The organism is Luteolibacter sp. Y139, from assembly GCF_038066715.1.
Taxonomy (GTDB): Bacteria; Verrucomicrobiota; Verrucomicrobiia; order Verrucomicrobiales; family Akkermansiaceae; genus Haloferula; species Haloferula soli.
The window spans coordinates 236,809-258,823 of the sequence record NZ_JBBUKT010000005.1; the positions used below are offsets into that span (position 1 = coordinate 236,809).

23 protein-coding genes are annotated in these 22,015 nt (G+C 62.1%); 14 read left to right on the forward strand and 9 right to left on the reverse strand.

Annotation, left to right across the window (positions count from 1 at the left end; translation table 11 throughout):
* The first annotated feature begins 153 nt into the window (after positions 1-153).
* Positions 154-2,736: an autotransporter-associated beta strand repeat-containing protein gene (locus WKV53_RS14735; RefSeq protein WP_341405509.1), complete on the forward strand. Its 2,583-nt coding sequence runs from the start codon at positions 154-156 to the stop codon at positions 2,734-2,736.
* 102 nt (positions 2,737-2,838) lie between these two features.
* Here the strand turns inward: WKV53_RS14735 and WKV53_RS14740 are convergent, their stop codons facing one another.
* The 6 genes from WKV53_RS14740 to WKV53_RS14765 all read right to left on the reverse strand — a co-directional run bounded on the left by WKV53_RS14740 (position 2,839) and on the right by WKV53_RS14765 (position 7,492).
* Positions 2,839-3,495 (reverse strand): TolB family protein, encoded by a 657-nt coding sequence (locus WKV53_RS14740; protein ID WP_341405511.1) that lies wholly within the window; start codon positions 3,493-3,495, stop codon positions 2,839-2,841.
* A gap of 79 nt (positions 3,496-3,574) precedes the next feature.
* Positions 3,575-4,135 carry a hypothetical protein gene (locus tag WKV53_RS14745; protein WP_341405513.1) on the reverse strand — a complete coding sequence of 187 codons (561 nt, stop codon included), beginning with the start codon at positions 4,133-4,135 and terminating at the stop codon, positions 3,575-3,577.
* Positions 4,136-4,235: 100 nt separating this feature from the next.
* Entirely contained in the window at positions 4,236-5,609 is a 1,374-nt protein-coding gene (locus WKV53_RS14750) for a FecR domain-containing protein (RefSeq protein WP_341405515.1), read from the reverse strand.
* Between the two features lie 13 nt (positions 5,610-5,622).
* Positions 5,623-6,156 carry an RNA polymerase sigma factor gene (locus WKV53_RS14755; protein ID WP_341405516.1) on the reverse strand — a complete coding sequence of 178 codons (534 nt, stop codon included), beginning with the start codon at positions 6,154-6,156 and terminating at the stop codon, positions 5,623-5,625.
* Positions 6,157-6,263: 107 nt separating this feature from the next.
* Positions 6,264-6,857, reverse strand: a complete 594-nt coding sequence (locus WKV53_RS14760) for a hypothetical protein (protein WP_341405518.1) — start codon at positions 6,855-6,857, stop codon at positions 6,264-6,266.
* Between the two features lie 59 nt (positions 6,858-6,916).
* Positions 6,917-7,492 (reverse strand): hypothetical protein, encoded by a 576-nt coding sequence (locus WKV53_RS14765; RefSeq protein WP_341405520.1) that lies wholly within the window; start codon positions 7,490-7,492, stop codon positions 6,917-6,919.
* 267 nt (positions 7,493-7,759) lie between these two features.
* Here WKV53_RS14765 and WKV53_RS14770 point away from each other — a divergent pair, with 267 nt between their 5' ends.
* From WKV53_RS14770 to WKV53_RS14780, 3 genes are read left to right on the forward strand one after another with little or no spacing between them, the layout of a single operon-like run.
* Entirely contained in the window at positions 7,760-8,038 is a 279-nt protein-coding gene (locus WKV53_RS14770) for a hypothetical protein (protein WP_341405522.1), read from the forward strand.
* Between the two features lie 36 nt (positions 8,039-8,074).
* Positions 8,075-8,587, forward strand: a complete 513-nt coding sequence (locus WKV53_RS14775) for a hypothetical protein (RefSeq protein ID WP_341405524.1) — start codon at positions 8,075-8,077, stop codon at positions 8,585-8,587.
* Positions 8,588-8,627: 40 nt separating this feature from the next.
* A complete protein-coding gene (locus tag WKV53_RS14780) occupies positions 8,628-8,975 on the forward strand; it encodes a hypothetical protein (protein ID WP_341405526.1) in 348 nt (115 codons plus the stop codon).
* Between the two features lie 54 nt (positions 8,976-9,029).
* Here the strand turns inward: WKV53_RS14780 and WKV53_RS14785 are convergent, their stop codons facing one another.
* The 3 genes from WKV53_RS14785 to WKV53_RS14795 all read right to left on the reverse strand — a co-directional run bounded on the left by WKV53_RS14785 (position 9,030) and on the right by WKV53_RS14795 (position 12,395).
* Positions 9,030-10,928, reverse strand: coding sequence for a potassium transporter Kup (locus WKV53_RS14785; protein WP_341405528.1), 1,899 nt, complete (start codon positions 10,926-10,928; stop codon positions 9,030-9,032).
* Positions 10,929-11,192: 264 nt separating this feature from the next.
* Positions 11,193-11,600, reverse strand: coding sequence for a potassium-transporting ATPase subunit C (locus tag WKV53_RS14790; RefSeq protein WP_341405529.1), 408 nt, complete (start codon positions 11,598-11,600; stop codon positions 11,193-11,195).
* Positions 11,601-11,792: 192 nt separating this feature from the next.
* The gene (locus tag WKV53_RS14795; protein WP_341405532.1) at positions 11,793-12,395 is read right to left on the reverse strand and encodes a transposase; all 603 of its coding nucleotides are present in this window, start codon (positions 12,393-12,395) and stop codon (positions 11,793-11,795) included.
* Between the two features lie 163 nt (positions 12,396-12,558).
* On the opposite strand from WKV53_RS14795, the gene WKV53_RS14800 reads away from it, so the two are divergent.
* The 10 genes from WKV53_RS14800 (at position 12,559) to WKV53_RS14845 (ending at position 21,944) form a co-directional block, all read left to right on the forward strand.
* A complete protein-coding gene (locus tag WKV53_RS14800) occupies positions 12,559-13,983 on the forward strand; it encodes an arylsulfatase B (RefSeq protein WP_341405534.1) in 1,425 nt (474 codons plus the stop codon).
* 269 nt (positions 13,984-14,252) lie between these two features.
* Positions 14,253-15,947 (forward strand): arylsulfatase, encoded by a 1,695-nt coding sequence (locus tag WKV53_RS14805; protein WP_341405536.1) that lies wholly within the window; start codon positions 14,253-14,255, stop codon positions 15,945-15,947.
* A gap of 111 nt (positions 15,948-16,058) precedes the next feature.
* Complete coding sequence (locus tag WKV53_RS14810) at positions 16,059-16,526, forward strand: hypothetical protein (RefSeq protein ID WP_341405537.1); 468 nt, start codon at positions 16,059-16,061, stop codon at positions 16,524-16,526.
* A gap of 4 nt (positions 16,527-16,530) precedes the next feature.
* Positions 16,531-17,019 carry a hypothetical protein gene (locus WKV53_RS14815; protein WP_341405539.1) on the forward strand — a complete coding sequence of 163 codons (489 nt, stop codon included), beginning with the start codon at positions 16,531-16,533 and terminating at the stop codon, positions 17,017-17,019.
* Positions 17,016-17,387 (forward strand): VOC family protein, encoded by a 372-nt coding sequence (locus WKV53_RS14820; protein WP_341405540.1) that lies wholly within the window; start codon positions 17,016-17,018, stop codon positions 17,385-17,387. The genes WKV53_RS14815 and WKV53_RS14820 overlap by 4 nt, the downstream gene beginning before the upstream one ends.
* Positions 17,388-17,731: 344 nt before the next feature.
* Positions 17,732-18,091, forward strand: coding sequence for a hypothetical protein (locus tag WKV53_RS14825; protein WP_341405542.1), 360 nt, complete (start codon positions 17,732-17,734; stop codon positions 18,089-18,091).
* A 57-nt stretch (positions 18,092-18,148) separates the two neighbouring features.
* Positions 18,149-19,120: a tetratricopeptide repeat protein gene (locus WKV53_RS14830; RefSeq protein ID WP_341405544.1), complete on the forward strand. Its 972-nt coding sequence runs from the start codon at positions 18,149-18,151 to the stop codon at positions 19,118-19,120.
* 109 nt (positions 19,121-19,229) lie between these two features.
* Positions 19,230-20,018, forward strand: coding sequence for a tetratricopeptide repeat protein (locus WKV53_RS14835; protein WP_341405546.1), 789 nt, complete (start codon positions 19,230-19,232; stop codon positions 20,016-20,018).
* 91 nt (positions 20,019-20,109) lie between these two features.
* Positions 20,110-21,018, forward strand: coding sequence for a hypothetical protein (locus tag WKV53_RS14840; protein WP_341405548.1), 909 nt, complete (start codon positions 20,110-20,112; stop codon positions 21,016-21,018).
* Positions 21,015-21,944, forward strand: coding sequence for a hypothetical protein (locus WKV53_RS14845; RefSeq protein WP_341405550.1), 930 nt, complete (start codon positions 21,015-21,017; stop codon positions 21,942-21,944). Before WKV53_RS14840 ends, WKV53_RS14845 begins: the two co-directional genes overlap by 4 nt.
* Positions 21,945-22,015 lie beyond the last annotated feature (71 nt).

A 22,015-nucleotide genomic window follows, 5' to 3' on the forward strand; every position in this document is an offset into this window, starting at 1 on the left:
GCGACGGTCATGGACGCGCCGTCACATCCATGGAGGCGGTATCCTGCAAAAGCTGCAGGAGTTCTGATCGGATGAATGGCGGGGTCTCCGGATCGCAGGAATTTCACGTAAATTAACTTTTTTTGTGCGGTGGGGTTCACTTGACTCCCGCGCGTGAAGTTGAAGTGCTGTTCGTTCTCCCGCGTTTGTCTTTATGTCATCAGTTCGGTTGTGCCATTGGAGGCTGCAAGTCTCCATTGGGACGGGACTTCCACGGGGGTGGATGCGGATGGCGGGGTGGGGACGTGGAGCACGGCGGCGAGTCCGGCGAATTGGGACACGGCGGCGAGCGGTGGGGTGGATACGGCGTGGAGTGCGGATTCGGAGGCTGTCTTCGGCGGGACCGGTGGTGTGGTGACGGTGTCAGGGACGGTGAGTGCGAGTTCGCTGGTTTTCACGGCGCAGGGTTATTTCCTGACGGGTGGCAACGTCTCTCTAACAGGCGCGCCGGTGATCGCGACCGGGGCGAACGATGTCACGCTGGATACGATCCTCGCGGGTGCGGCGCCCATCACCAAGACCGGGGCGGGCACGCTGACGATGGGGGTGAGCAATTCCTTCACGGGTGGCTTTACGATCGCTGCCGGCCAACTGGTGGTGGGAAATGCGGCTGCGCCTGACACGAACGGATTGCTCGGCACGGGTCCGGTGACGATCGCGGGTGGTGCCTCCTTCACGCTGGCACGCGGCGGTTCGACGACGGTCACGGAAATCGCGCATGCCTTCAGCGGCAGCGGCGGTCTGACGATCGCGGGGAATAACAATGGCTCGAACGGCTACTCGGACTTCAAGCTCACGGGGGACAGCAGCACTTTCACCGGGCCGATCACGGTCTCGAATGCGCGCATCAGTGCGGTGACTGGAAAGGAGACCGGTAGCGGTGCGATCAATCTAACAGGCCGCTCCTCGCTGTTCGCCGAGGGGGCGACGGTGGCGAATCCGCTGGTCTTTTCCCCGACGGGACAGTGGAAGGGTTTCCTGCAGGCGGGTGGGAACCTGATCCTGGCGGATGCCACGATCACGGGACCGGTCACGCTGTCCGGACCGGTGGCGACGCGGGTGAATGCGCCGGGCTACGGCAAGCGGCTGAACCTGATCAGCGGAGCGATCGGGCAGTCCGGCGGGACGGGTTCCATCGCGTTTTTCAATGAGGGCACCAGCGACACCACCTACACACTCTCGGGTGCCAGCACGTACACCGGCACCACCACGGTCAACAGTGGTGCGGTCCTGAATCTAACAGGTAGTCTGGCCGGCACGGCGGTGACGGTAAGCGGCTCGATCGGCGGCAGTGGCGTGATCGGGACCGGCGGCTCACTCACGATGGCCGCGCTGGGCAAGATCAAGGTGCCCACGTCCGGGGAAGCGCTCACGGTGAATGGCAATGTGACCCTTCAAACCTCGTCTTACGTCGCGGTGGACATGAAGCCGGGTGTGGTCGCGGGCGATCCGATCCCGGTGCTGCACTACACCGGCACGCTCACGGGTGCGGCACAGTTGGGCGTGGATGCCTCCTTCAACTATCGGAAGGCGGTGCTGGCATTCACTCCGAACCTGATCACGGTCGACATCGGATCGAAGGCGCTGATCTGGAAGGGAGCGGGCTCCGACTATTGGCAAGATGGCGCGGTGAAGTGGGCGACCACCAATGAAGGAGCTGCCGCTGATGTTTTCTACAGGGGTGACAGTGTGGAATTCAACGACAGCGGGAGTGGCGGTCTGGTGCGCGTCGGCAACACGGTGTTCCCTTCTGGCGTGCTGGTGAACAACAGCAGCAAGGAGTACAACATCGGCGGCTTCATCGCGGGTCCCTGCGCGCTGGTGAAGAAGGGCAGCGGCAAGCTGATTCTCTCTGGCATGGGCAGCAGCTACACGGGTGGCACGACCATCGAAGCAGGCGTCGTGGAACTCCGGAGTGGCACCACACCGCTTGGCAGCGGGCCGGTCTCAGTCGGGCCCGCGGCGGTGCTTTACGGTGGCGGCACCATCCAAGGGCCGCTCACCCTTGCCGGCACGCTGGGAGATGCGTCCGGCACTGCGGGGGTCGGGATCGAAGCGGGTCCCACGGTCCTCTCGGGGAGCTATCGCTGTTGGCTTACCGCCGATTCCAGCGACTGGCTCGCGGTGACGGGTGACCTCGATCTCACTGGCTCCGAGCTCACGCTGGCGACGCATGATGCGTTGTTCCATGAGGATACCTTCGTGATCGCCCGCTACACGGGGAACCTCACCGGCTTCTTCGCGGCGGTGAGCGGTGTGCCTGCCGGCTACGTGCTGAAGCATCTGCCCGCGAGCAAGCAGATCGTGGTGGTGCGAAAGAATCTGGATGAATGGCTGGCGGGGTATCCCGGACTTGGCGATGTGACGGCCGATGGCGATCCGGACCACGATGGGATGGTCAATCTGATGGAATACGTGCTGGGCGGGAATCCGGGTGGCAACGACACCGGCATCCTGCCTACCCAGGGCTTCGACTTCGGGAATGCGTTCTTCCGCTTCAAGCGCAGCAGGATCTCGGCAGCTCATACGCTGCAGGTGGTCCAGTGGAGCACGGATCTGAAGAACTGGACGGACGTTCCGACTTCGGGGCCCGGCGTTCATACCTACTCCTATAGCTACGACCTGGAGGAGATCACGGTGAGTGTGCCGCCAAGCCCGGGTGGCATGTTCTTCCGGCTGAAGGTGACGGAGCTGTGATCGTGACGAACCGCGCCAGTGATCGGAGTGGCGATGTTCCGGCGGAGCGCGAGAAGCCGGAAGGGCGCAGCCCTTCCGCTACGTTTTGTTGGCTGAGGCTGGCTACTCGTCCTTCTCGGTCTTGTCGGAGCAGTAGGTCTCCATGAAGTTCTTGGCGTCTTCGCCAACGGGGCCGATCTCGGTGCCGTCGGGGCGGAAGAGCCAGAGCCAGTCGTAGGAGCCGCCGCCGAGGAAGTAGCGGTGTTGGCCTAACAGGAGGCAGTCCTGGTATTCGCCGCGGGGGATGACTTTGACGCCATCGCCGGCGACGAGGAAGCGTTCCTTGGAATTGGTGGTGTCGACGACGTGGACGGCGCTGGAGGTGGTCCAAGCGGGAGTGTCGAAGTAGACGAAGCGGCCGTCGGTGGAGAACTGGAGATTGTGGAAGGTGGAGATGACTTCCTTCATTTCATTCGATGCGCGCGGCTTGACGAGGAGGACGGGTTCCTTGCCGGCTGCGTCGATTTGCCAGAGTTCCTGTGGGTCGTATTCGCCGGAGCCGGTGGGGATTTTCTTTCCGGCGGTGGCGCGGATGAAGACGATCCAATTGCCATCGGTGGAGAGGACGGGGGCGGTGTCCTTGCCCGAGGTGGTGAGGGTTTTGGTTTCGCCGGAGTCGGTGTGGAGGAGGATGTTGCCGTCCTTGGCTTCGACGGATGGGTCGGCGGCGAGGGTGGAGGAGATGGCGAGGCAGGCCATGGCCGTGATGATCCTGATCATGAAGAAGAGGATGCATGGCGGTGGAGGGGAAGCGAGGGGAACCTTCTCTAACAACCCTCAGTAGTCCGGTTAATTCCTACTATTTCACCTTCGTTATTTTCACGATCTTGGCTAACGGACTTTCCTCATCGTTCCACATTTTGCCATTGGAACGGATCTTCTCGACAACCACGTCCCTAAACTTCCACGGGTTGATCTCTAGTTTGTCGCCTTTCACGTGTAGTGCCCGCTCAAAGTCCCCGCTCATCTCGTAACCACCCGGAAAACGTTCGATCTTTGGCATCGCCTTATGAAGAAGTCCATTTCTCCAATCCTGCCAAAATCCAAAGCAGTCTTCCTTTTTAATTCCAAACTCGCTCGCCATTAATTCAAAGGCTTTCGCAGAGTCAGAGAATTTATCCCCCTCCTTCATAGCTGTGGAATACCTGAGATACTTTTCGTATAGCGCTATGGAGACCATCATTACCACGAATGCCGAGTGCCGATCTTTCGACATTTCACTGAGTGGACCGCAAAACCAGTCCTCCACCATTTCTCGCCGGGGTTTCTGGACCTCAAATCTGGCAGTATCTTGCTGGACCGTCGAAAAGGAGCCTTGTGGGTAATGCCCCGTCGAATCATTCGGGAAGGGATTCGTCATAGGATCTCATCCGAACATCGCCGCAGTGGTATTGCAACTTAAACGCGAGGTGGGGACCGGAGAGATTGCCGTAGCCATGCCACACAATCTCTAAGTTATTTCAATCCTCGGTGATGGCGCGGATTTCGTCGATGGAGACGTCGGCGTAGAAGTTGACGGTGATGGTGCGGCGGTCGGGGGAGAGTTCGACGCGGTCGGCGAATTTCGAGGCGGTCTTGGTGCCGGGTTCGAGGCCGCGGAGTTCGGCGTCGCGGGGGCCGAGTTGTGGGAGGGGGGAGCGGGTGAGGGTGGCATCGGTGCGATTCAGCTTCTGGCTGTGGGTGATGATGCCGAGCACGGGGCGGTCGAAGGTGACGGAGCCCTGGAAATTGCGGAGGTATTCCAAGCCCATGCTTTGGCCGACGGGATTGTAACGGAGCAGGTAGCTGCGGACGCGTTTGCCGGCGGGTGGGGTGATCTTGTAGGGGGCGCTGAGGTTCTGGCCATCGTAGGTGCCGGGCTCGATGATATCGACGGGGATGGATTTGGCGGGCTTGAAGTCGCGGCGCTCGGGGATGACGAGGATCTGGTTGTCATTCTCGAGGGCGGCGAGTGATTCGGGGGTGCCGGGTGGTGCGGGGATGACTTCGCCGCGGGTGGAGCGGATGCCGGAGGCGACGGGCCAGGTGCGCTGGTAGGGTGAGGGCTCGAAGGCGACGTCGCTGAGCTTGGTGTCGCTGGTGGCGCGGATGGCGGCGCCGCGTTCGATCTGGCGCTTCACGTTGTCGTTCTGGACGACGACCTTGCCATCGAGGACGAGGACGTCGGCGGTGCCATCGGGGCTGGCGGAGACGCCGAAGGAGGTGCCGAGGTCGGTGACGGTGGCGGAGGTGGTGACGACGCGGAAGCCGTGGGCGGTCTCCGGGCACCAGGCATTGAGACGGCCGTGGGCGAGCTCGACTTCATCCTGCGAGCGGATGGTGAGCTCGGCGGGTGCCTCGATGGCGACGACGGCGCCATTGGTGAATTCCATGCGGGAGACGCCGGTGGAGAAGATGAGCTTTTGGCCGGTGCGGACTTGCCTGGCGGTTTCCTCGCCATCGTAGCGGGTGGCGACGACGGTGCCGCGCATGGAGAGTGCAAGGCCGGCGGCGAGGGCGATGGCGGCTGCTGCGGCGAGGGTGATGCGCTTCCGGCGCTGGAAGCGGATGGTGTTTTGGACGCGGTTCGGGAAAGTGTCGTCTTCTTCGCCGGCGATGGTGTTGAGGTGGGGGAGGACGGAGCGGAGGAAGGTTTCGTCGCTGAGCTCGGGCTTGAGGCGGGCGAGTGCGCCGGAGACGAGGAGCTGGGAGCGGAGGGTGGCGATGGCCTGGGGATCGGACTCGAGGAGTGCGGCGAGGCGCTCGCGGCTGAGGTCGTCGAGGGTGCCGTCCAAGTACTGCGCGCACAGTAGTTCGAAGTCGGTGCTGCCGTGGTCGGCTTGCGGTGAGTTCATGGAGGGAGGCGATTCAGGCGTTGATGTGCTTGGCGACGAGGCAGTCGGCGAGCGCCTTGCGGGCGTGGAAGAGGAGCTTGCGGACGGAGGCGGGATTCATGGAGAGGTCGTCGCCGATCTCGCTGGCATTCCGGTCATCGTAGTAGCGGGCGTGGATGACGCGGCGGATGTTTTCGGGAAGATTGGCGAGGCATTCGCGGAGGGCCTCGTGACGGATCTCGGCGTCCTGGAGGACGCCGGGGGCGGGTGCGGTGGGCTCGGCGGCGATGATGATGCCGGTGATCTTTTCATCGAGCAGGCGCTGGCGGCGGCCGGTCTTGGTGAGCTCGTTCATGACGAGATTCCGGGCGATGGTGCGGAACCAGCCGGGGGCGTTCTCGGGATTGTCGAGCTCCTCCCACTTGCGGTGGGCGATGACGAAGGTCTCCTGGGCGAGGTCGTCGACCCAGGCGTCATTCACGCCGAGCGAGCGGATGAAGTAGCGGAGGCCGGAGTGGTGGGCGCGCACCGCGGCGTCGATCTGCTGGTCTCTTTCCCGGCGGGTCATGGTGGAGTCTGGATGGTGGCGAGGTGGATGAAAGAATCTACCTCCGGGCAAGGATTTCGCGAGGGGGGAAGGTGTTCCAGGGTGGGATCCGAATTTTCCGAATGCGATCACTCCTCGCCGCTGGAGGTCTGCGAGGAAGGGGAATTATCACCCCAAATCACCTCGTTTCGGGGGAGCGGCGCAGGCATCTCCGTCACTTGCTGCGGGGAACTAGACCATCCCTCCCACCATGCATTGATCTCCGCGATCGCATTCCGGTAGCCTTCGATATCTCCGGAAAAGGCGAGCAGTGCGGCCTCCATTTCCTCCCGTGTGAAGGTGTCCAGATTCGGTGATTCCAGCACTCTCATGGTCTCGATCACACCAGCGCAGGCGGCTTCGCGAAGCGGGCCGGTCAAGCGTGGATCAAACCGGGGTCCGTTCCCCGTGCTCGCCTCCGCAATGGCCATGGCGGCAAACTCCAGCATGACGGCTGCCGAGGAAGGATCGCAACGAGAAGCGAGATGAGTCAGATGCGGCGCTGCGGCGAGAGCCGAGTCGTAGACATTGCCGCCGCAGATGCATTGGAGAAGGTCCTCCTGAAGGGCTTTTCTCCCGGGAATTGTTCCCGCATAGTATCCCTTGAGGATTTTCGCGAACTCTCGGCCGGTGATGTTGTGGCAACTGAGCTGGTGCCAAATCGCCTCGTCGAGGGGAATCATGCCGGTTCAGCGATCCGGGACCAAGTGGTCAGGGGCATTCTTGCGGAGTGGGTGTGAATTCACTTCGGCTCTGCCTTCGTCGCACCCTCCGCCGGGACTTCGGTCTCGGGCTTGATCTGGGGGATGGGTGGGTCGGGGTAGGGCTCTTCCTTTTGCTTCGCTGGCTCTCCGGGCTTTTTGGTGGCGTCGTCCTTGAAGGTGACGGCGGTGGTGGCCTTGACGGCTTTTGTTAGATCGAGGACGGTGCGGGTGATGCGGTCGACGCCTTCGGCGGCGGTGTCGTCGTGGACGAGGGTGTAGACGCCGGGCTTCACGTTCGGGATGACGTAGCGGATGGTGTAGGACCAATTGACGTCCTCGACCTTGCCGGTGTCGTCGTAGCGCTCCTTGGGATTGATGAGGATGGCGGACTTGTTGGCGAAGAGGGTGCCGGCGATGCCCTTGGTGCCGGCGTTCATGGCGATGTTCCCGAGGGTGAGGAAGAGCTGGCTCTTGCCATCGTAGACGTAGCTGACGGTGACCTTGGGGGCGGTGGGTGCGGCTTTCTCGGTGGCGACGATGGTGCCGATGTCGCGGTCGGCCGCATGGCCGGGGAAGGAGGTCGCCAGGAAGGCGAGGAACAGCAGGGTTTTCATCTCGTCCGCGTTCTAGCGGAAAGGCGGGTGGGAGGGAAGCACGGGATGAGGCGGGCGGATGGTCACCGGTCATCGGGTGACGCGATGCGAAGTGACGTTTTTTTCGTTATCGGGGGCTGTCTTTTAGCGGTGAAAGGCCTTGCTTGAAAGGACACCGCAAGGGCGGTCTGCAAAGGGGATGCGGCAAATCGCAGCGCGGGACGGGTGGCGTGCGACTGTTCATCAGTGAGTTGAAGGGAGCATGAGTTGTGCTCTTTTCCAAGCATCATGGAAATCGTCCTCAACTCACGAGTGGTGCCGGGCGGCTTGCGCAAAGTCGTGGAACGCGTGGTGCGGCGCTTCACTTTCAGACCGCAGTTCCGATGGATGGCGACGCCTTCGGAGGAGGTGGTGCTTTGCTTGCCGCCGCTGCTCGTGGAATCAGTTTATGGTTCGCGTGAGAAAGAGGGGGTATTGCTGAGGGCGGGAATCGAGGATGAGATCCGGCGAGAGATCGAGAGCTTGCTGCCCTTCACGGAGGCGGGTGCTGCGGAGGCGCGGAAATGAAAGTGGGGCTTCTCAATTTATCACTGAACTACGGCTATGGATCATGAATTGCAGCGCTACCTGAATGACCATCTGGCGGGATCGGCGGGGGCGGTGAAACTCATCGATGATCTGGCGAGCCGTCAGGAGGATCCGGGAGAGGCGGAGTTTTTCCGCGCGCTGAGGGAAAAGGTGGAAGCGGATCGTGTGCAGTTGCGGGAGCTGCTCGATCGCGCCGGGCTGGAGGAAAGCACGGCGCTGCAAGTGGCGGGGAAGCTGACCGCGGGAGTGAGCCAGCTGAAGTTGAAGTGGGAAGGCATGGAGCCGGGAGAGCTCGGGATGTTGGAGGCGCTGGAGATGCTGGCGCTGGGGATCCAGGGGAAGCGAATGCTGTGGGTGATGCTGGGGGAGTTGGCGCCGGCGTTTCCGGAGTGGGAGGGTGTTCGGTTTGCGGATCTGGAGCTGGAGGCGATCCGGCAGCGGGATGCGGTGGAAGAGCGGAGGGTGAGGTGTGGGAGGGATTCGCTGGTGGATGCGGGGCGGCTGGAGGTGGTGAGGGCGGAGTCGTAGGTCGGGGTGGATGATGGTTGATTCTCCCTTGTGATCCCTCGTGCCGGTGCCCAGCGTGGCGGCAAAGCTTGATGAAGACTGGTCGCATCTCGCCAGAACGATGAACACGCATGACTCTCCCGGTCACGAGGACGCCCGCTGGTGGTGGAGCCGGAGTGTGCTCGGCGCGATTGTCTCGCCGAAGGTGATCTACTTTCTGGTGGTGCCTCTGGTTCTGGCGCTCGTGGTCCATGAGGTGATGACGGGCACCCGGGCGGAGGCTGTGCTGACGATTGCGGTGGGGATTGCTTTCGTGGGGGTTCAGATTGCGGTGGCGGCTTTGCCGGCGGATGAGCCGACGGCGCCTAACCGCGAACGACGAGCTGAGGTTCCGCCTGAGGAGTTTTGAGAAGAGGGCGACAGGAGTGTCGCCGCTCCTCAGGGCTCGCGGGTCGCTTCGGGATCACAGGGTGATCTGTGCGCCGAGCTCGACGACGCGGCCGGGGGGGAGGCGGAAGTAGGCGGTGGCGGGGGAGGCATTGCGGGCCATGGCGGCGAAGACGGCGAGGCGGAGGTGTTCGAGGGCGCTGGCCTTGCGGCCGACGCCGTAGGTTTCGCGGCCGAGGACGTAGGTGGCCTTGCCGGGGTGGAACTTGATTTCCTCGGGCAGGCCGGCCTTGAGCGCGACGGGAACGTCGGGCGTGTCGGCGAAGCCGAAGCTGAGGGTGACGCGGTGGATGCCCTCGCCCTGGTCGCTGTGCTCGATGGATTCGCACGGGTTGGCGTGCGGTTGGTCGAGGGTCTGGACGTGGAGGAGGACGACGCGTTCGTGGAGGACCTGGTTGTGCTTGAGATTGTGGAGGAGGGCGGTGGGGACGGTATTGCCGCGGCCGCTCATGTAGACGGCGGTGCCGGAGACGCGGTGGATGTGGCCGCGCTTGAGTTCTGTTAGAAGGCCATCAATGGGGAGGGCGTCCTTTGTGAGGCGGCGATAGAGGCGCTCGCGTCCCCACATCCAGGTGATCATGAGGGCGAAGATGATGCCTCCGACGACGAGGGGCAGCCAGCCACCTTCGATGATCTTGTGAGCATTCGCGGCGAGGAAGGCGCCATCGACGGTGAGGAAGGCGGCGGTGAGCAGGCCGGCCTTCAGCTTGCTCCATCCCCACGCGGAGATCGCGGCGGAGTAGAAGAGCATGGAGGTGATGGTCATGGTGAGGGCGATGGCGATGCCGTAGGCGGCCTCGAGGGCGGAGGAGGTCTTGAACGCGAGCACGAGCAGGATGCACGCGACGGCGAGCAGGTGATTCACGGAGGGCACGTAGATCTGTCCGGCGGAGTGCTCGGAGGTGTAGCGGATTTTCACGCGCGGGAGCACGCCGAGTTGGACGGCCTGGCCTGTGAGAGAATAGGCGCCGGAGATGAGGGCCTGGCTTGCGATGACGGCAGCGAGGGTGGCGAGGATGGTGAGCGGGAAGCGCAGGAACTCGGGCGCGAGCAGGAAGAAGGGCGCGCGGATGGCTGAGGGGTCCTCGATGAGCAGGGCGGCCTGGCCGAGGTAGTTCAGCGCGAGGCCGGGGAAGACGACGGTGAACCATGCCATGCGGATGGGCTTCACGCCGAAGTGGCCGAGGTCGGCATAGAGGGCCTCGCCACCGGTGACGGCGAGGAAAACGGAGGCGAGCAGCGGGAAGGCGTGCTCCCATTCATGGATCAGGAACATGAAGCCGGCATGCGGGCTGATGGCCTTCAGGACTTCCGGGTTATGGATGAGCTTGGCGATGCCGAGTGCGCCGAGCGTGCCGAACCAGACCATGACGATGGGGCCGAAGATGACGCCGACCTTGCCGGTGCCGTGGCGCTGGATGGAGAAGAGAGCGACGAGAATGCCGACGCAGATGGGGATGATCCAGTGCTCCACCACCGGGGCGCTGACGGAGAGGCCCTCCACAGCGCTGAGCACGGAGATGGCGGGCGTGAGCATGCCGTCTGCGTAAATCAGTGCGGCACCGGCGAGGCCTAACAGGAGGACGAACTTCGGCTCGATCATGCCGGCGCGTCGCTTGCAGGCGCGAATGAGGGCGGAGAGTGCGAGGATGCCGCCCTCGCCCTTGTTATCGAGGCGGAGGATGATGAAGAGGTACTTCAGCGATACGACGAGGATCAGCGACCAGACAATGAGGGAGGCGGCGCCAATGAGATTCTCCGGATGGATGGGTGCGCCGTGGCTGCCGGAGAAGCAGGCGCGGAAGGCATACAGCGGGCTGGTGCCGATGTCGCCGAAGACAATGCCAAGCGCCGCGAGCGTGGCGGCGGCGAGGGCGGGTGAGCGGTGTGAGTGACCGTCAGATGTCGTAGTCATGGTCAGGAGAAAACGGGAAGGGTGGGAAGCGTTAGGCCGAAGCGGTTTTGAAGGCGATTGTAGAACTTGAGGTTCTTCGTAGGCGGCGAAGTGGAGGGAGGCGTTGACTGCGCGCGGCGCGTGCGGACCACTTTGTGTACGCTCCGCGAGCCCGCACGCGGGGCGTGCAGGCGGGATGGCTTCGGGAGGGTGGTGTCATTCTGGGGCTGTCTTTTCTAACAGGTCTGCGCGCGCCTTGCGTGCGGACCTTCGATCGTCATCGATTCACCGGGGCATCGCATCGAGTGCGACATTGAGGCGGGCGATGTTGATGCGGTTCCCTCCGATGGTGCGGGAGGGGTAGGGCTCGGAGACTTCGCCGATGAGTTTGGCGAGCTGCTTGCGGTTGCTTTCATCCAGCTTCCGATCGTGCAGGACGCGGTCGATCTGCTGCTTGGCCTGATCGGGCTCGAGCCAGCGGATGCCGTTTTCGTCGGGCTGCGTGGCGGAGTCGGCGTGGAAGTAGCCGGGGCCGGATTGCTTGTCTTCGAGATCGATCATGGCGACGCGTTTTTCGTCCGGGATGGGCGGCTTTTCCTTTTTGTCATCCCATCCGTGTATGGCGAACCCGGCGACGGCGGCGATGCCGGCGATGCGGAGCACGCGAAGGGGGATGGGTAGGGGGCGCTTCATGCGGGGCGGTGGGATGGTGCGTCGGTGACGTGGGGGAATGGTCACACGGCTAGCGGATCCGGGTAGTCAAAGAGCCGGAAGGGGGCGTAAAAAAAGTATCAAAATGGCGGGTTTGGGGCTGAGGAGGGACGAGACTCTTGTCGTCCCGTGTTTGAAGAGGGGACAGGAGTGTCCCCTCTCCTCAGCGGGTTCCTACGGAACCCGTAGTGCGCGCTCGCTTTGCCACAGGGTGAAGGTCCCCGGTGGTAACTTGGCGGGATTCCGGCGGATGTACCTGACTGCATTCACGAAATGGTCCTCATCGCGGATGAGGGTGTCGCGGTAGTTTTTCTGCCAGATCCTGCCTTTGCCAACGCCTCGGGCGGAAATGCCCTTCCAGCTTTGGAGCAATTTTTTCAGCGGAGCCTTCGGTGCAAACAGCAGATGCACATGATTTGGCATGATGACCCATGCGTGATGGTCGGCGCGATTGCCGTGATCGTGCATCAGGGTCTGCTCCAATACCTTGCGGTAACGCTCGTCGCGGAAGAAGCAGGAGCCGTGGCCTTCATCGAGCCAGCGCTCCAGCTTGCGGGTGAACTCGCGATGGTGCTCGGCTTCGGTTTCCGGTGACCATGGTAGGGGGTGATGGGTCAGCCAGACTTTTCGTTGGGCTTTCCAGAGCGTGAGTTTTTCCTCAGGCATTGCGTCGCCGAGGCGGAAGGTGATGAACTGCATGGACTCGCCTTGCTCCCAGTGGGGAAGCCGGTCGCCATAGCGGTGGATCTCGCCGGAGGGGTCGAGGAAGTCACCCATTGCGGGGTGATAGGGCGTGGCGAGATTGGTGGCAGTGGGGAGTTTGTCATTCAGGATTTTACGGGGGGACAGGAGTGTCCCCCCTCCTCAGGGCCGCCGGGATTGTTGGCGGCATTTTCCTAGATTTCGCGCCACACTTGGGGGCTTCGCGAAATTCCCGGTCATGCCCATTCGCTTTCTCGCTGTGCTGACTTGTGCGTTGGCGGCCGTTCTTTGCCCGGTTGGGGCGGAGGAGGCTGTGGCGGCGCCCTCGTCGAAGCCGAACATCGTTTATTTCCTGGTGGATGACATGGGGTTCGCGGATTGCGGGTTCAATGGGGGGAAGGATATCAAGACGCCGAACATCGATGCGTTGGCGGCGAAGGGGTCGACCTTCGGGTCATACTACGTGCAGCCGCTGTGCTCGACGACGCGGGCGACGCTTCTAACAGGGCGGCTGCCGGTGCACCACGGGGTGTATGGGGCGCTGAAGCCGGATTCGAAGGGCGGGCTGCCGCTGGAGGAGCGGACGCTGCCGCAGGCGCTGAAGACGGCGGGGTATACGACAGCGATTTGTGGGAAGTGGCACATTGGGGAATCGACTCCGGAGTATCGGCCGATGAACCGGGGCTTCGATCACCAGTACGGGATCTGGTATGGGCAGATCGATTACTTCACGCATGTGCGTGCGGGTCGCGTGGAGTGGTATCGGGATGACCAGCCGCTGAAGGAGGAGGGCTACAGCACGACGCTGATCGGCAATGAGGCGGTGCGGCTGGTGAAGGCGCAGGAGGAGGGCAAGCCCCTGTTCCTGTATGTGCCTTTCAATGGGGTGCATGGGCCTTTCCAGGCGCCGGAGAAGTACAAGGAGCCCTACAAGGATCTGCCGCCGCACCGGCAGACGCTGGCGGCGATGCTGTCGGTGGTGGATGAGTCGATCGGGCGTGTGGTGGCGGCGCTGGGGGAGAAGAAGATGGAGGAGAATACGATCATCATTTTCTCCAGCGACAATGGCGGGGTGAATCCGGGCGACTATACGATGAACACGCCGCTGCGTGCGGGGAAGGCGACGACGTATGAGGGCGGGGTGCGGTCGTCGGCGTTCGTGGTTTACCCGGGGAAGATCGCGGCGGGGAAGAAGATCGAGACGCCGGTGCATGTGAGCGATTGGTATCCGACGCTGGTGAAGCTGACGGGTGCGGATGCGAAGCAGGCGCTGCCGGTGGATGGGATGGATATCTGGCCGCTGCTGACGAAGGGGGAGCCGCCGGCGCGGGATGCGCTGTTGTTAGGTTCGCAGCCGGCGCGGATCGCGGTGCGGATGGGGGATTGGAAGCTGATTCGGTTTATGGGGCCGCAGGGGCCGGGTGCGGGCAGGCCAAACGGGCCGAGGGCGAAGGCGAGGGCTGGTGCCAATGGCGGTGGGGATGCGGCTGAAGGGAAGAGGGGGCCGAGGTTTGAGCTCTATAATCTGGCGGAGGATATTTCGGAGAAGAACAACCTGGCGGAAGCGAAGCCGGAGAAGGTGGCGGAGATGCGCGCGCGGCTGGAGCAGATGGTGAAGGGGGCGAAGAGGAATAGTGCGGAGGGTGGGGATGAAGAGGAGTGAGTTTGCCTGCTGCTGCTCTTCAATGCCTAACGCGATCCTCATGGCTCCCTTCTCTCCACATGAACGGCACGGTTCACCCTTCACTCGAAAGCTGGGAATGATCCCAGCAGTCCAAGGGCGGCTGCGCCGCGGTCATGAGGCGCGCCTGGGTGGTGAGATTCGTATTTCGATTCGGTCACGCACGTTTTCCATGGCCGCTATCTTGCTTCTGCGGGCCGGAGGCTCCGCGCTCCCAGCGGGCTTCCGCTGAACCAGACGTTTCTTTGATCATGAAATCCTTGTTTGCTGTCACCCTTGTGCTCGCTGCGGCGGGCGCCATTGGCTCCGTTTCGGCTGCTTCGAAGCCGAATATCCTGCTCGTTTTGTTAGATGACCTTGGTTACAGCGACTTGGGTTGCTATGGCGGGGAGATTCCGACGCCGAACATCGATGCACTGGCGAAGGGCGGGCTGCGGTTCACGCATATGGCGAACTCGGCGCGGTGCTGTCCGTCGCGGGCTTCGTTGCTGACGGGGCTGCATCCGGCGCAAGCGGGGATTCCGAATTTCAGCGGGCAGCTGAGCCAGGATACGGCGACGCTGCCGGAGGTGCTGAAGGGGGCGGGCTACCAGACCTACATGGTGGGGAAGTGGCATGTGGGGAATTCGCCGGAGGCGAGTCCGGTGGCGCGTGGGTTCGATGAATTCTATGGCTTCACGAACGGGCACTCGGCGGGGCAGTGGGATCCGCGGAATTACAAGCGGCTGCCGGCGGATCACGAGCAGCTGAAGTATGAGCCGGGGAAGTTTTACGCGACGGATGTTTTCGGCGATTACGCGCAGGAGTTCATCAAGCAGGCGGGGAAGAAGAAGGAGCAGCCGTGGTTCCTGTATCTGGCGTATTCGGCGGCGCATTTCCCGATCCAGGCGCCGGAGAAGTCGGCGGCGCCTTTCTACGAGACTTATCGTAGAGGATGGGATGCGCTGCGGGAGGAGCGGTTCAAGAAGATGAAGGAGATCGGGCTGATCAATAGCGACGGGTGGAAGCTGAGTCCGCTATCGATCGTTCCGGTAGCTCCGCCGGCGCGGGCGAATGGCTATCCGGGGAAGCCGAATCCGGATTGGAAATCGCTGGATGCGCCGCGGCGCGAGGATCTGGCGCACCGGATGGCGCTGTATGCGGCGATGGTGAAGCATGTGGACGACGGGATGGGGCGGATCGTGAAGCAGCTGAAGGAGAACGGCAGCTATGAGAACACGCTGATCCTGCTGCTTTCCGACAATGGTGCGTGCTATGAGTGGGGTCCGTTTGGATTCGATGGCGAATCGGGCGCGGGGAAGAACGTGCTGCACGAGGGCAAGGAGCTGGAGAAGATGGGCGGGCCGGGGACGCACATGTCGTATGGCTCGGGATGGGCGAATCTGGGCAATACGCCGTTCCGGCTCTACAAGCACTTCACGCATGAGGGCGGGATCATCACGCCATTCATCGTGCACTGGCCGCAGGGGATCAAAGATTCTAACAGGTGGGTCCGTGATCCGGCGCATGTGATGGATTTGATGCCGACGCTGGCGGAGGTGGGTGGTGCGACGTATCCGAAGATGCGGGACGGGCACCAGGTGCAGCCGATGGAGGGGATCAGCCTGACGCCGACCTTCCGCAGCACGGCAGCGCTGCCGGAGCGGGCGCTGTGCTTCCAGCATGAGGGGGCCTATGCGATTCGCAAGGGGCAGTGGAAGCTGGTGAAGGGGAAGCGCTTTCCGGAGGAGGCGAAGTGGGAGCTCTACGACATTCTGGCGGATCCGTGTGAGATGAATGACCTGGCGGCGAAGAAGCCGGAGCTGGTGGCATCACTGGCGAAGGAGTGGCAGGCGTGGGCGGATCGTGTCGGTGCGCTGGCGGCACCGAAGGCGAAGGCTGCTGCGGCGGGGAAGGGGAAGAAGAAGGGAGGGAAGGAAGAGGACGATGGGGTGGATGATGGGTGAGGTGGTTTGCTTGATCATGTGATCGCCGCATCATCGATTACAGCTCGTCGGCCTCGTCATCCCTTGGCTTGCCGCAGGCATGGCGAGTTGCTTGGGTAGAGGCCGCCGCCCATGAACTACCCCGTTGGCACACCGATCCAAGCAGGCGACCTCGTCTGGTGGGATGAGGGTGCTTGTGTGGGATTCATCCAGTGGATCTGGGATGAGGCTCGGGATGGCGACTACTCATGGGCGAAGACGGACGGGCCGCCGCTGTTCATCGCGAATCGGCATCCTTACACTCCGAGTCACGAAGGCTTTGGATCCGGCATGCTCCATGACGAGTCTTGTTTGGCGGGTGAAGGGATTGGCTTGCTCAATGAGGATGAACTGGAGGAGCTGCGGTTGGCTACGGCGTTGGCCAAAGCCCGGTCCCGATCCGGTCTGAATGGAAGCTTTTACACGGTGCAGACTCGCGCGGAGAATTGCCGGCGGGTGGAATGGATTTTCTCGGTCTACGAAGACGACATCCGCGGCGAGGAGATCGTGATTCGCTGCGACGAACTTGAGCTCGGAGCGGAAGACAAGAATGAAGGGTAAGGACATGATGGGAATCGAAACAGCAGGGTTCAACATTCTCGAGCGGATCGTGGTGGAGAAGATCCACGATGGGCCGGGTGCCAAGGTCGTTCCCCGGGCTTACGTCCGGCGCTTGTCGCTCTGGGCTGAGGAGATGCGTCCTTACTTGGAGGGAGGCGAGGATCGCCCCGGGTATCCCATGAGCAGGCTTTTGAGCGCGGAAGGTCAGATCGACTGGACTTGCTGCTTCAAGCTCCGTCCGCTCGAGGTGGAGGAAGGGGAAGAAGGCGAGGTGATGGAATTGGACCTGAGCGGCTACTCGAGTCTGCCGGCGAGCGAGCGCGCAGAGGTTTTGTTTTCTTTCTTGGGGCCGGTTCCGGATGGTCAGGGCGGCAGCTTGATTTATGGTGCGGCGGATCGTGGCTTTCTCTGGGCGCACGGCTTCCTATGCCGCTGCGAGGGGTCATTCGAGGAGCCGGGAAGCATGGAGTTTCTCAACGTCTGGAGATCATGATGCCTCCGCCATTGCTGAATCTGGTCGTCATTCGTTCCGCGGATCTTGATCGTGCGGAGCGTTTCTATCGTGTGCTGGGTCTGAGCTTCGAGCGGCATCGGCATGGTTCGGGTCCGGAGCATCTCGCGGCCCAGCCATTTGCGGGTGGGTATGTGTTTGAGATTTATCCTGCGAGTGCGAAGGCAGGTTCCACGGCCGGTGTGCGCATTGGTTTTAGCATGGATGGGGTGGATTCGTATCTGGATGGGCTGGTGGAGGCAGGTGGCACGATCATTACGGCTGCTGCTGACAGCGAGTGGGGACGGCGCGCTGTTGTTGCGGATCCAGATGGGCACCGGGTGGAGCTGGTGATGCCGCTGGGCCGTTAGGTTGGCATGGTGAAGGGCTGAGGAGGAACGATGCTTTTGTGGTGCTTCCTTAAATTAAAAGGCCGGGGGGACAGGAGTGTCCCCCCTCCTCAGGGCTTCACCTTGGACATGGGCAGCAAGGGTTCTTCAAAGGCGATCCTTCCCTTTGCGGGCCGGGGTCTTTACAAGCTCGCCCGGCGGTGAGCCTTTCATTCCCGTATCTTGTGTCTTCCTGTCTTTCGTTCTTTCCCCATCAAGCCTTGGCGATGTCCCCGGCATCGCAATTTGTTGGGATCTTTGTCCTCGGGGTTGTTCTAGTGCAGGTGCTCAGTGTCGGTCTTCTGCTGTGGGGCCGACGGAGGAGTATGCTGAGGCTTCCGAAGCTGGGGGATGCGGGCGTGGTATTCGTGGAGGGACTCGTGGCGGGATATTCTCACAAGACCTTCATGACCCGCATCGGAGGCTCGTTCAAATGCCTGACGGTTGTCGTCACCGGCTCCGATCTCTCCCTTACGACTTCCTTTCCCTACACCGTGTTTGCCAGAGACCTCGACATAGAGCATCTCATTCCGCTCGGCAAGATCCTGAAGGTGGAGGAGCGAGGGAGTATCGTGGAGGTGGAGTTCCTGAATGAAGCGGGCTTGCCGGCGAAGTTTTCGCTGCGCTTGCGAAAGGCGGGGGAGTTTGTGAGTGCGATGCGTGCGAAGGCTTTTGTTTCTCCGTGATGCGGGCGATGGTGGCTTGCCCCGGTGATCGTGAACTGCGATAGGGACGGGATGACCATGAATCGCATGCTCACACGGATCGACCCTCGCGTGATCCGGTTGGGGGCGCTGGGTGCAGTGGTCGGTCTGGGCCTGGTGTCGATGATCACGTTCGCGCCCGGCTCGCGGAATTGGATAGGGGCGACCGTCTTCGGGGTGTTTCCGCAGGTTTTGCTTTTGGGGCCCATGATCGTAACCACGGCTCTCGAACGGAGCAGGCGGGGGAAGGAGTGGCGTCCCTATCTGCTCGTGAACGGCGTGGTGGCGCTCTTGTTCGCGATCTTCTGTGGAGCCGTGACTTATTCGATGCTGCCGCCGAGGCCGGAGCCAGTCCCTCATGCAATCCCGGTGCCAGCGGGCGCGTCAGCCGCTCCCGCCGAAGAGACCGAGGCGGAGAAGGCGAGGCGAGAGGAGCTTTCCCTGGCGCAGGATCTGGTCCGGCGTTTGATCTACAGGCACGACATCGCAGGGGCACTGGAGAAGTTCGATGCCTTCCCCGAGGACGTGAAAACGGAGCCTGAATTCCTCCTCCTGCGGGGCTCTTGCCATGTGGAGAGGAGGGACTTCGATGCTGCCCTGAAGTGTTTCCGGGAGGCGGAGAAGAAGATGCCGGGGGATGCGCAGATCCAGTTCAACATTGCGGAGGTGTACTTCGTTACCAAGAAGTGGAACGATGCGATCGTGGCATTCAAGCGGGTGACGCCGCGTGAGGGTCCGAATGCGGAGCTCCTGCGTGGACTGGTCGCCTTCAAGATCATGCTGTGCGAGGAAGGGCGGGGGAATGCTGCCGACGTCGAGCGGATCGCCGCGGAGAACTTGAAGGATGCGGATAGCGTGCTGGGCGCGTATACGAAGGCTGCGATGGAATTCCGCGCGAAGAACGACAAAGAGGCGAAGGCCACGCTCGCCGATGCCTCTACAAGATTCCGCCTCAACACTGACCTTGCGGCGTGGAATGACACGATGATCGAGTTTGGCTACTATCCGTGAAGGTAAGTGTGCGTTCGATCTCGGTCCTCAGCCCTTCATCGAAATTTCATCGTGCTGGTTCATTTCGTGGTTCACGGGGTGAAACTTTGCCGCATAAAGTAACTGAAGAATGAAGTCTCTCCTTATCGGCAGTTCCATCGCGCTAGTTTTCATGATGCCGGCTTGCAAGAAGCCGGTGAGCGGTGGGAGTTCGATTGCCTCGGGTGGAGCGGCGGTGGAGTCGGGTGCTGCGACGACGGCGCATGGCGCGGCGGGAGGTAAGGCTGAGGGTGCGGAGGCGGGGAAGGGTAAGGTGGCGGATCGGGGTTCTCGCGAAGAGCTATCGAAGTCGCTGAAGTCGGCCAACGCGGCTTTCGGGAAGCATGACATCGAGGGGACGATGAAGGTTCTGGATGAAGTGCCGGAGGAGTTCAGGGGGGACCCGGGTTTTCTGACGCTGCGGGGTGCGTGCTACACGGAAAAGAGGGACTTCAAGGCGGCGCTGGAGGACTTCAAGGAAGCGGCGAAGAAGAAGCCGGGGGATCCATCGATCCGGTTCAACATTGCGGAGATGAGTTTCGTGACGAAGGACTGGGATGAGGCGATCAAGGCATTCCAGGTGCTGCAGTCGCAGGGAGCGGTGAAGGGGACCGTGGGCGAGCTGGTGGATTTCAAGCTGATGCTGTGCGAGGAGGGGCGGGGGAATGACGCGGAGTTTGAGCGTCGTGCGGCGGAGAATTTGAAGGAGGCGGATACGCTGCTGGCGGCGTATACGAAGGCGGCGATGGAATACCGCGATGGAAAGGCGGATGAGGCGAAGGCGACGCTGGCCGATGCGTCGGCGAAGTTCACGGATCGCGGGGAGGTTTCGCCGTACTATGATACGATGGTGGAGTTCGGGTATGATCCGCGGAAGTGACTGTGGGGAATTGATGGGGGACAGGAGTGTCCCCGCTCCTCAGGCTGGCGGATTGACCGGGAGCTTTTGGTGATGATAGGTCATGAAGGTAATGCGGATCGCCTCACTGCTGTTTGCGTTTGTCTTGGGCTGCCTGGTGGGGGTGGTGATTGAGTATCGTCTCGCGGAGAGGGAGAAGTCCGCCCTGCTGGCGCGGTACGGCGTGAGAGCGGAGGAGCCTCCGAAAGAGCTCTCAGTGGAGGCGCGGGGGGAGGCCTTGCGGATGATGCAGGAGGAGAAGGACCAGGAGGCGGCATTTCTGAAAAGGCGCTCGGGAAACTGGATCTCCGCGGATGGATTGAAGAAGGCGAAGCTGAACGACGACATCCTGGAGTTCGGAAGTATGCCGGAGTGGCCGGATCTCGATGGCCGGAGCTTCATGCTGAGCAAGGATGGCGTGTTTCTGACGGAGGCCGGCCGCTACCTGATGCAATCCTCCGACGGGGAACCGGACACCCTGAGCTTCATCAAGCGGCAGCGAGACACCCAAGGCTTCACCCGGCTCACGCTCTATCGGGAAGGAAGTCCGCATGCGGCATCACGCCCACCGCTGCCGGACACGCCGCCGCCGCCGGATATCCAGAAGATGCTCGATCTGATACCAAGGATGAATGAGCACGAGGCCGTGGGAGCGATGATCCAGAGGATGGCGGAAGCTGGCGTGGTGGTAAGGAAGGAGGGCATTGCGGACATTATCGATTTCGATGCCGATCGGGGGGAGAAGCGCCTGGAGTTCGATCTCGGATTCGATGACCAGTGGGTCTTGCAGAGAAGTGAGGACGCGAAGGGTGAAGTCTACCGCTTTCGCTTGTTCCGCACCTGGGTGAAGGACCGGCGTGAAGGCGGGGACCCGGAGGTGGAGCGGGTGGTTTACCCCTACTATGAGTTTGGCAGGATCATCACCGGGCCGATGGAGTCGCGGGCTGCGGAGTCGGAGGAGAAGGGAGGGGGAGTGAGATGAAGAGGCGCACGGCCATCCTCTTGTTCGGCTCGCTGCTTCTCAGCATGGGCGGGTATGTGGCGTGGTGTTTCCGGCCGTTCTATTTACCGCCGCGGCTTTTCTTCACTGGCCAAGAATCGCCGGGGGCGCGGAAGGCGCTGGAGGAGTGGCGGTGGTCTTCCAATTATGCGGCGCCGGCGAGATTCGAGTGGTCCATGGCATGGTGGAATCTCAGGCATCCATGGCAGTGCAAGATGGGAAAGTCGGTCGCGGTCCAGTATGCGCCGCACCTCGGACTGGCGGCGACGGACAGTGTCCGGGCGTGGGGCTTTTCCAAGACGAACGGGGAGTGGGATGCCTCGACTGTATTCGACTACGGGAGTTGGAATGACTTGGCGAATAACAACAGGAGCCACCGCCAGCAGGAGATTGGGACGTGGATCGATGACAAGTTGGCTGCCGGGGCGACGATCGAGATCCTTTCGCTAGGGCGAGTGACGGCGGCCGGGGCGCTGGTGCGACCGGCGAGCGAGGCCAAAGGGCCGGAGACGGATTTCCCAAGCATCTTCCACCACTATGAGGTACTGGGCAGGGTGACGGTGTCGGATGCGAGGGAGCGGCAGCGTTTGTTCGAGGGATTCGCCCGTTCGGTCCGTGAGGGGGATGTTAGAAACGGGCTGGCGGCGGGTGGCCAGAGTCCCGGTCATGGGATCGTGATCACGCTGGGAGGAGAGCGTGCGGAGTGCCTGGTGAGCTTCGAAGATGGGAACGGCTACTTTTTCGGAAGTGGCTTCAATCGATTTGTAGGGACGTATGACGATTCGAATTTCGGGAGGAACCATCCGAATGAGAACCTGGCGTTTTTCAGGCTGAGCACGCGCTATCGTGAGGCATTCGATGCGGTGCTGGATCGAAACGGGATCGAGCGGCGGAAGCTGGAGAAATGAGATGAAGAGACGCACGGCCATTCTGCTGTCCGGTGTGATGCTCTGTAGCATCGGTGGGTATGTGGCGTGGT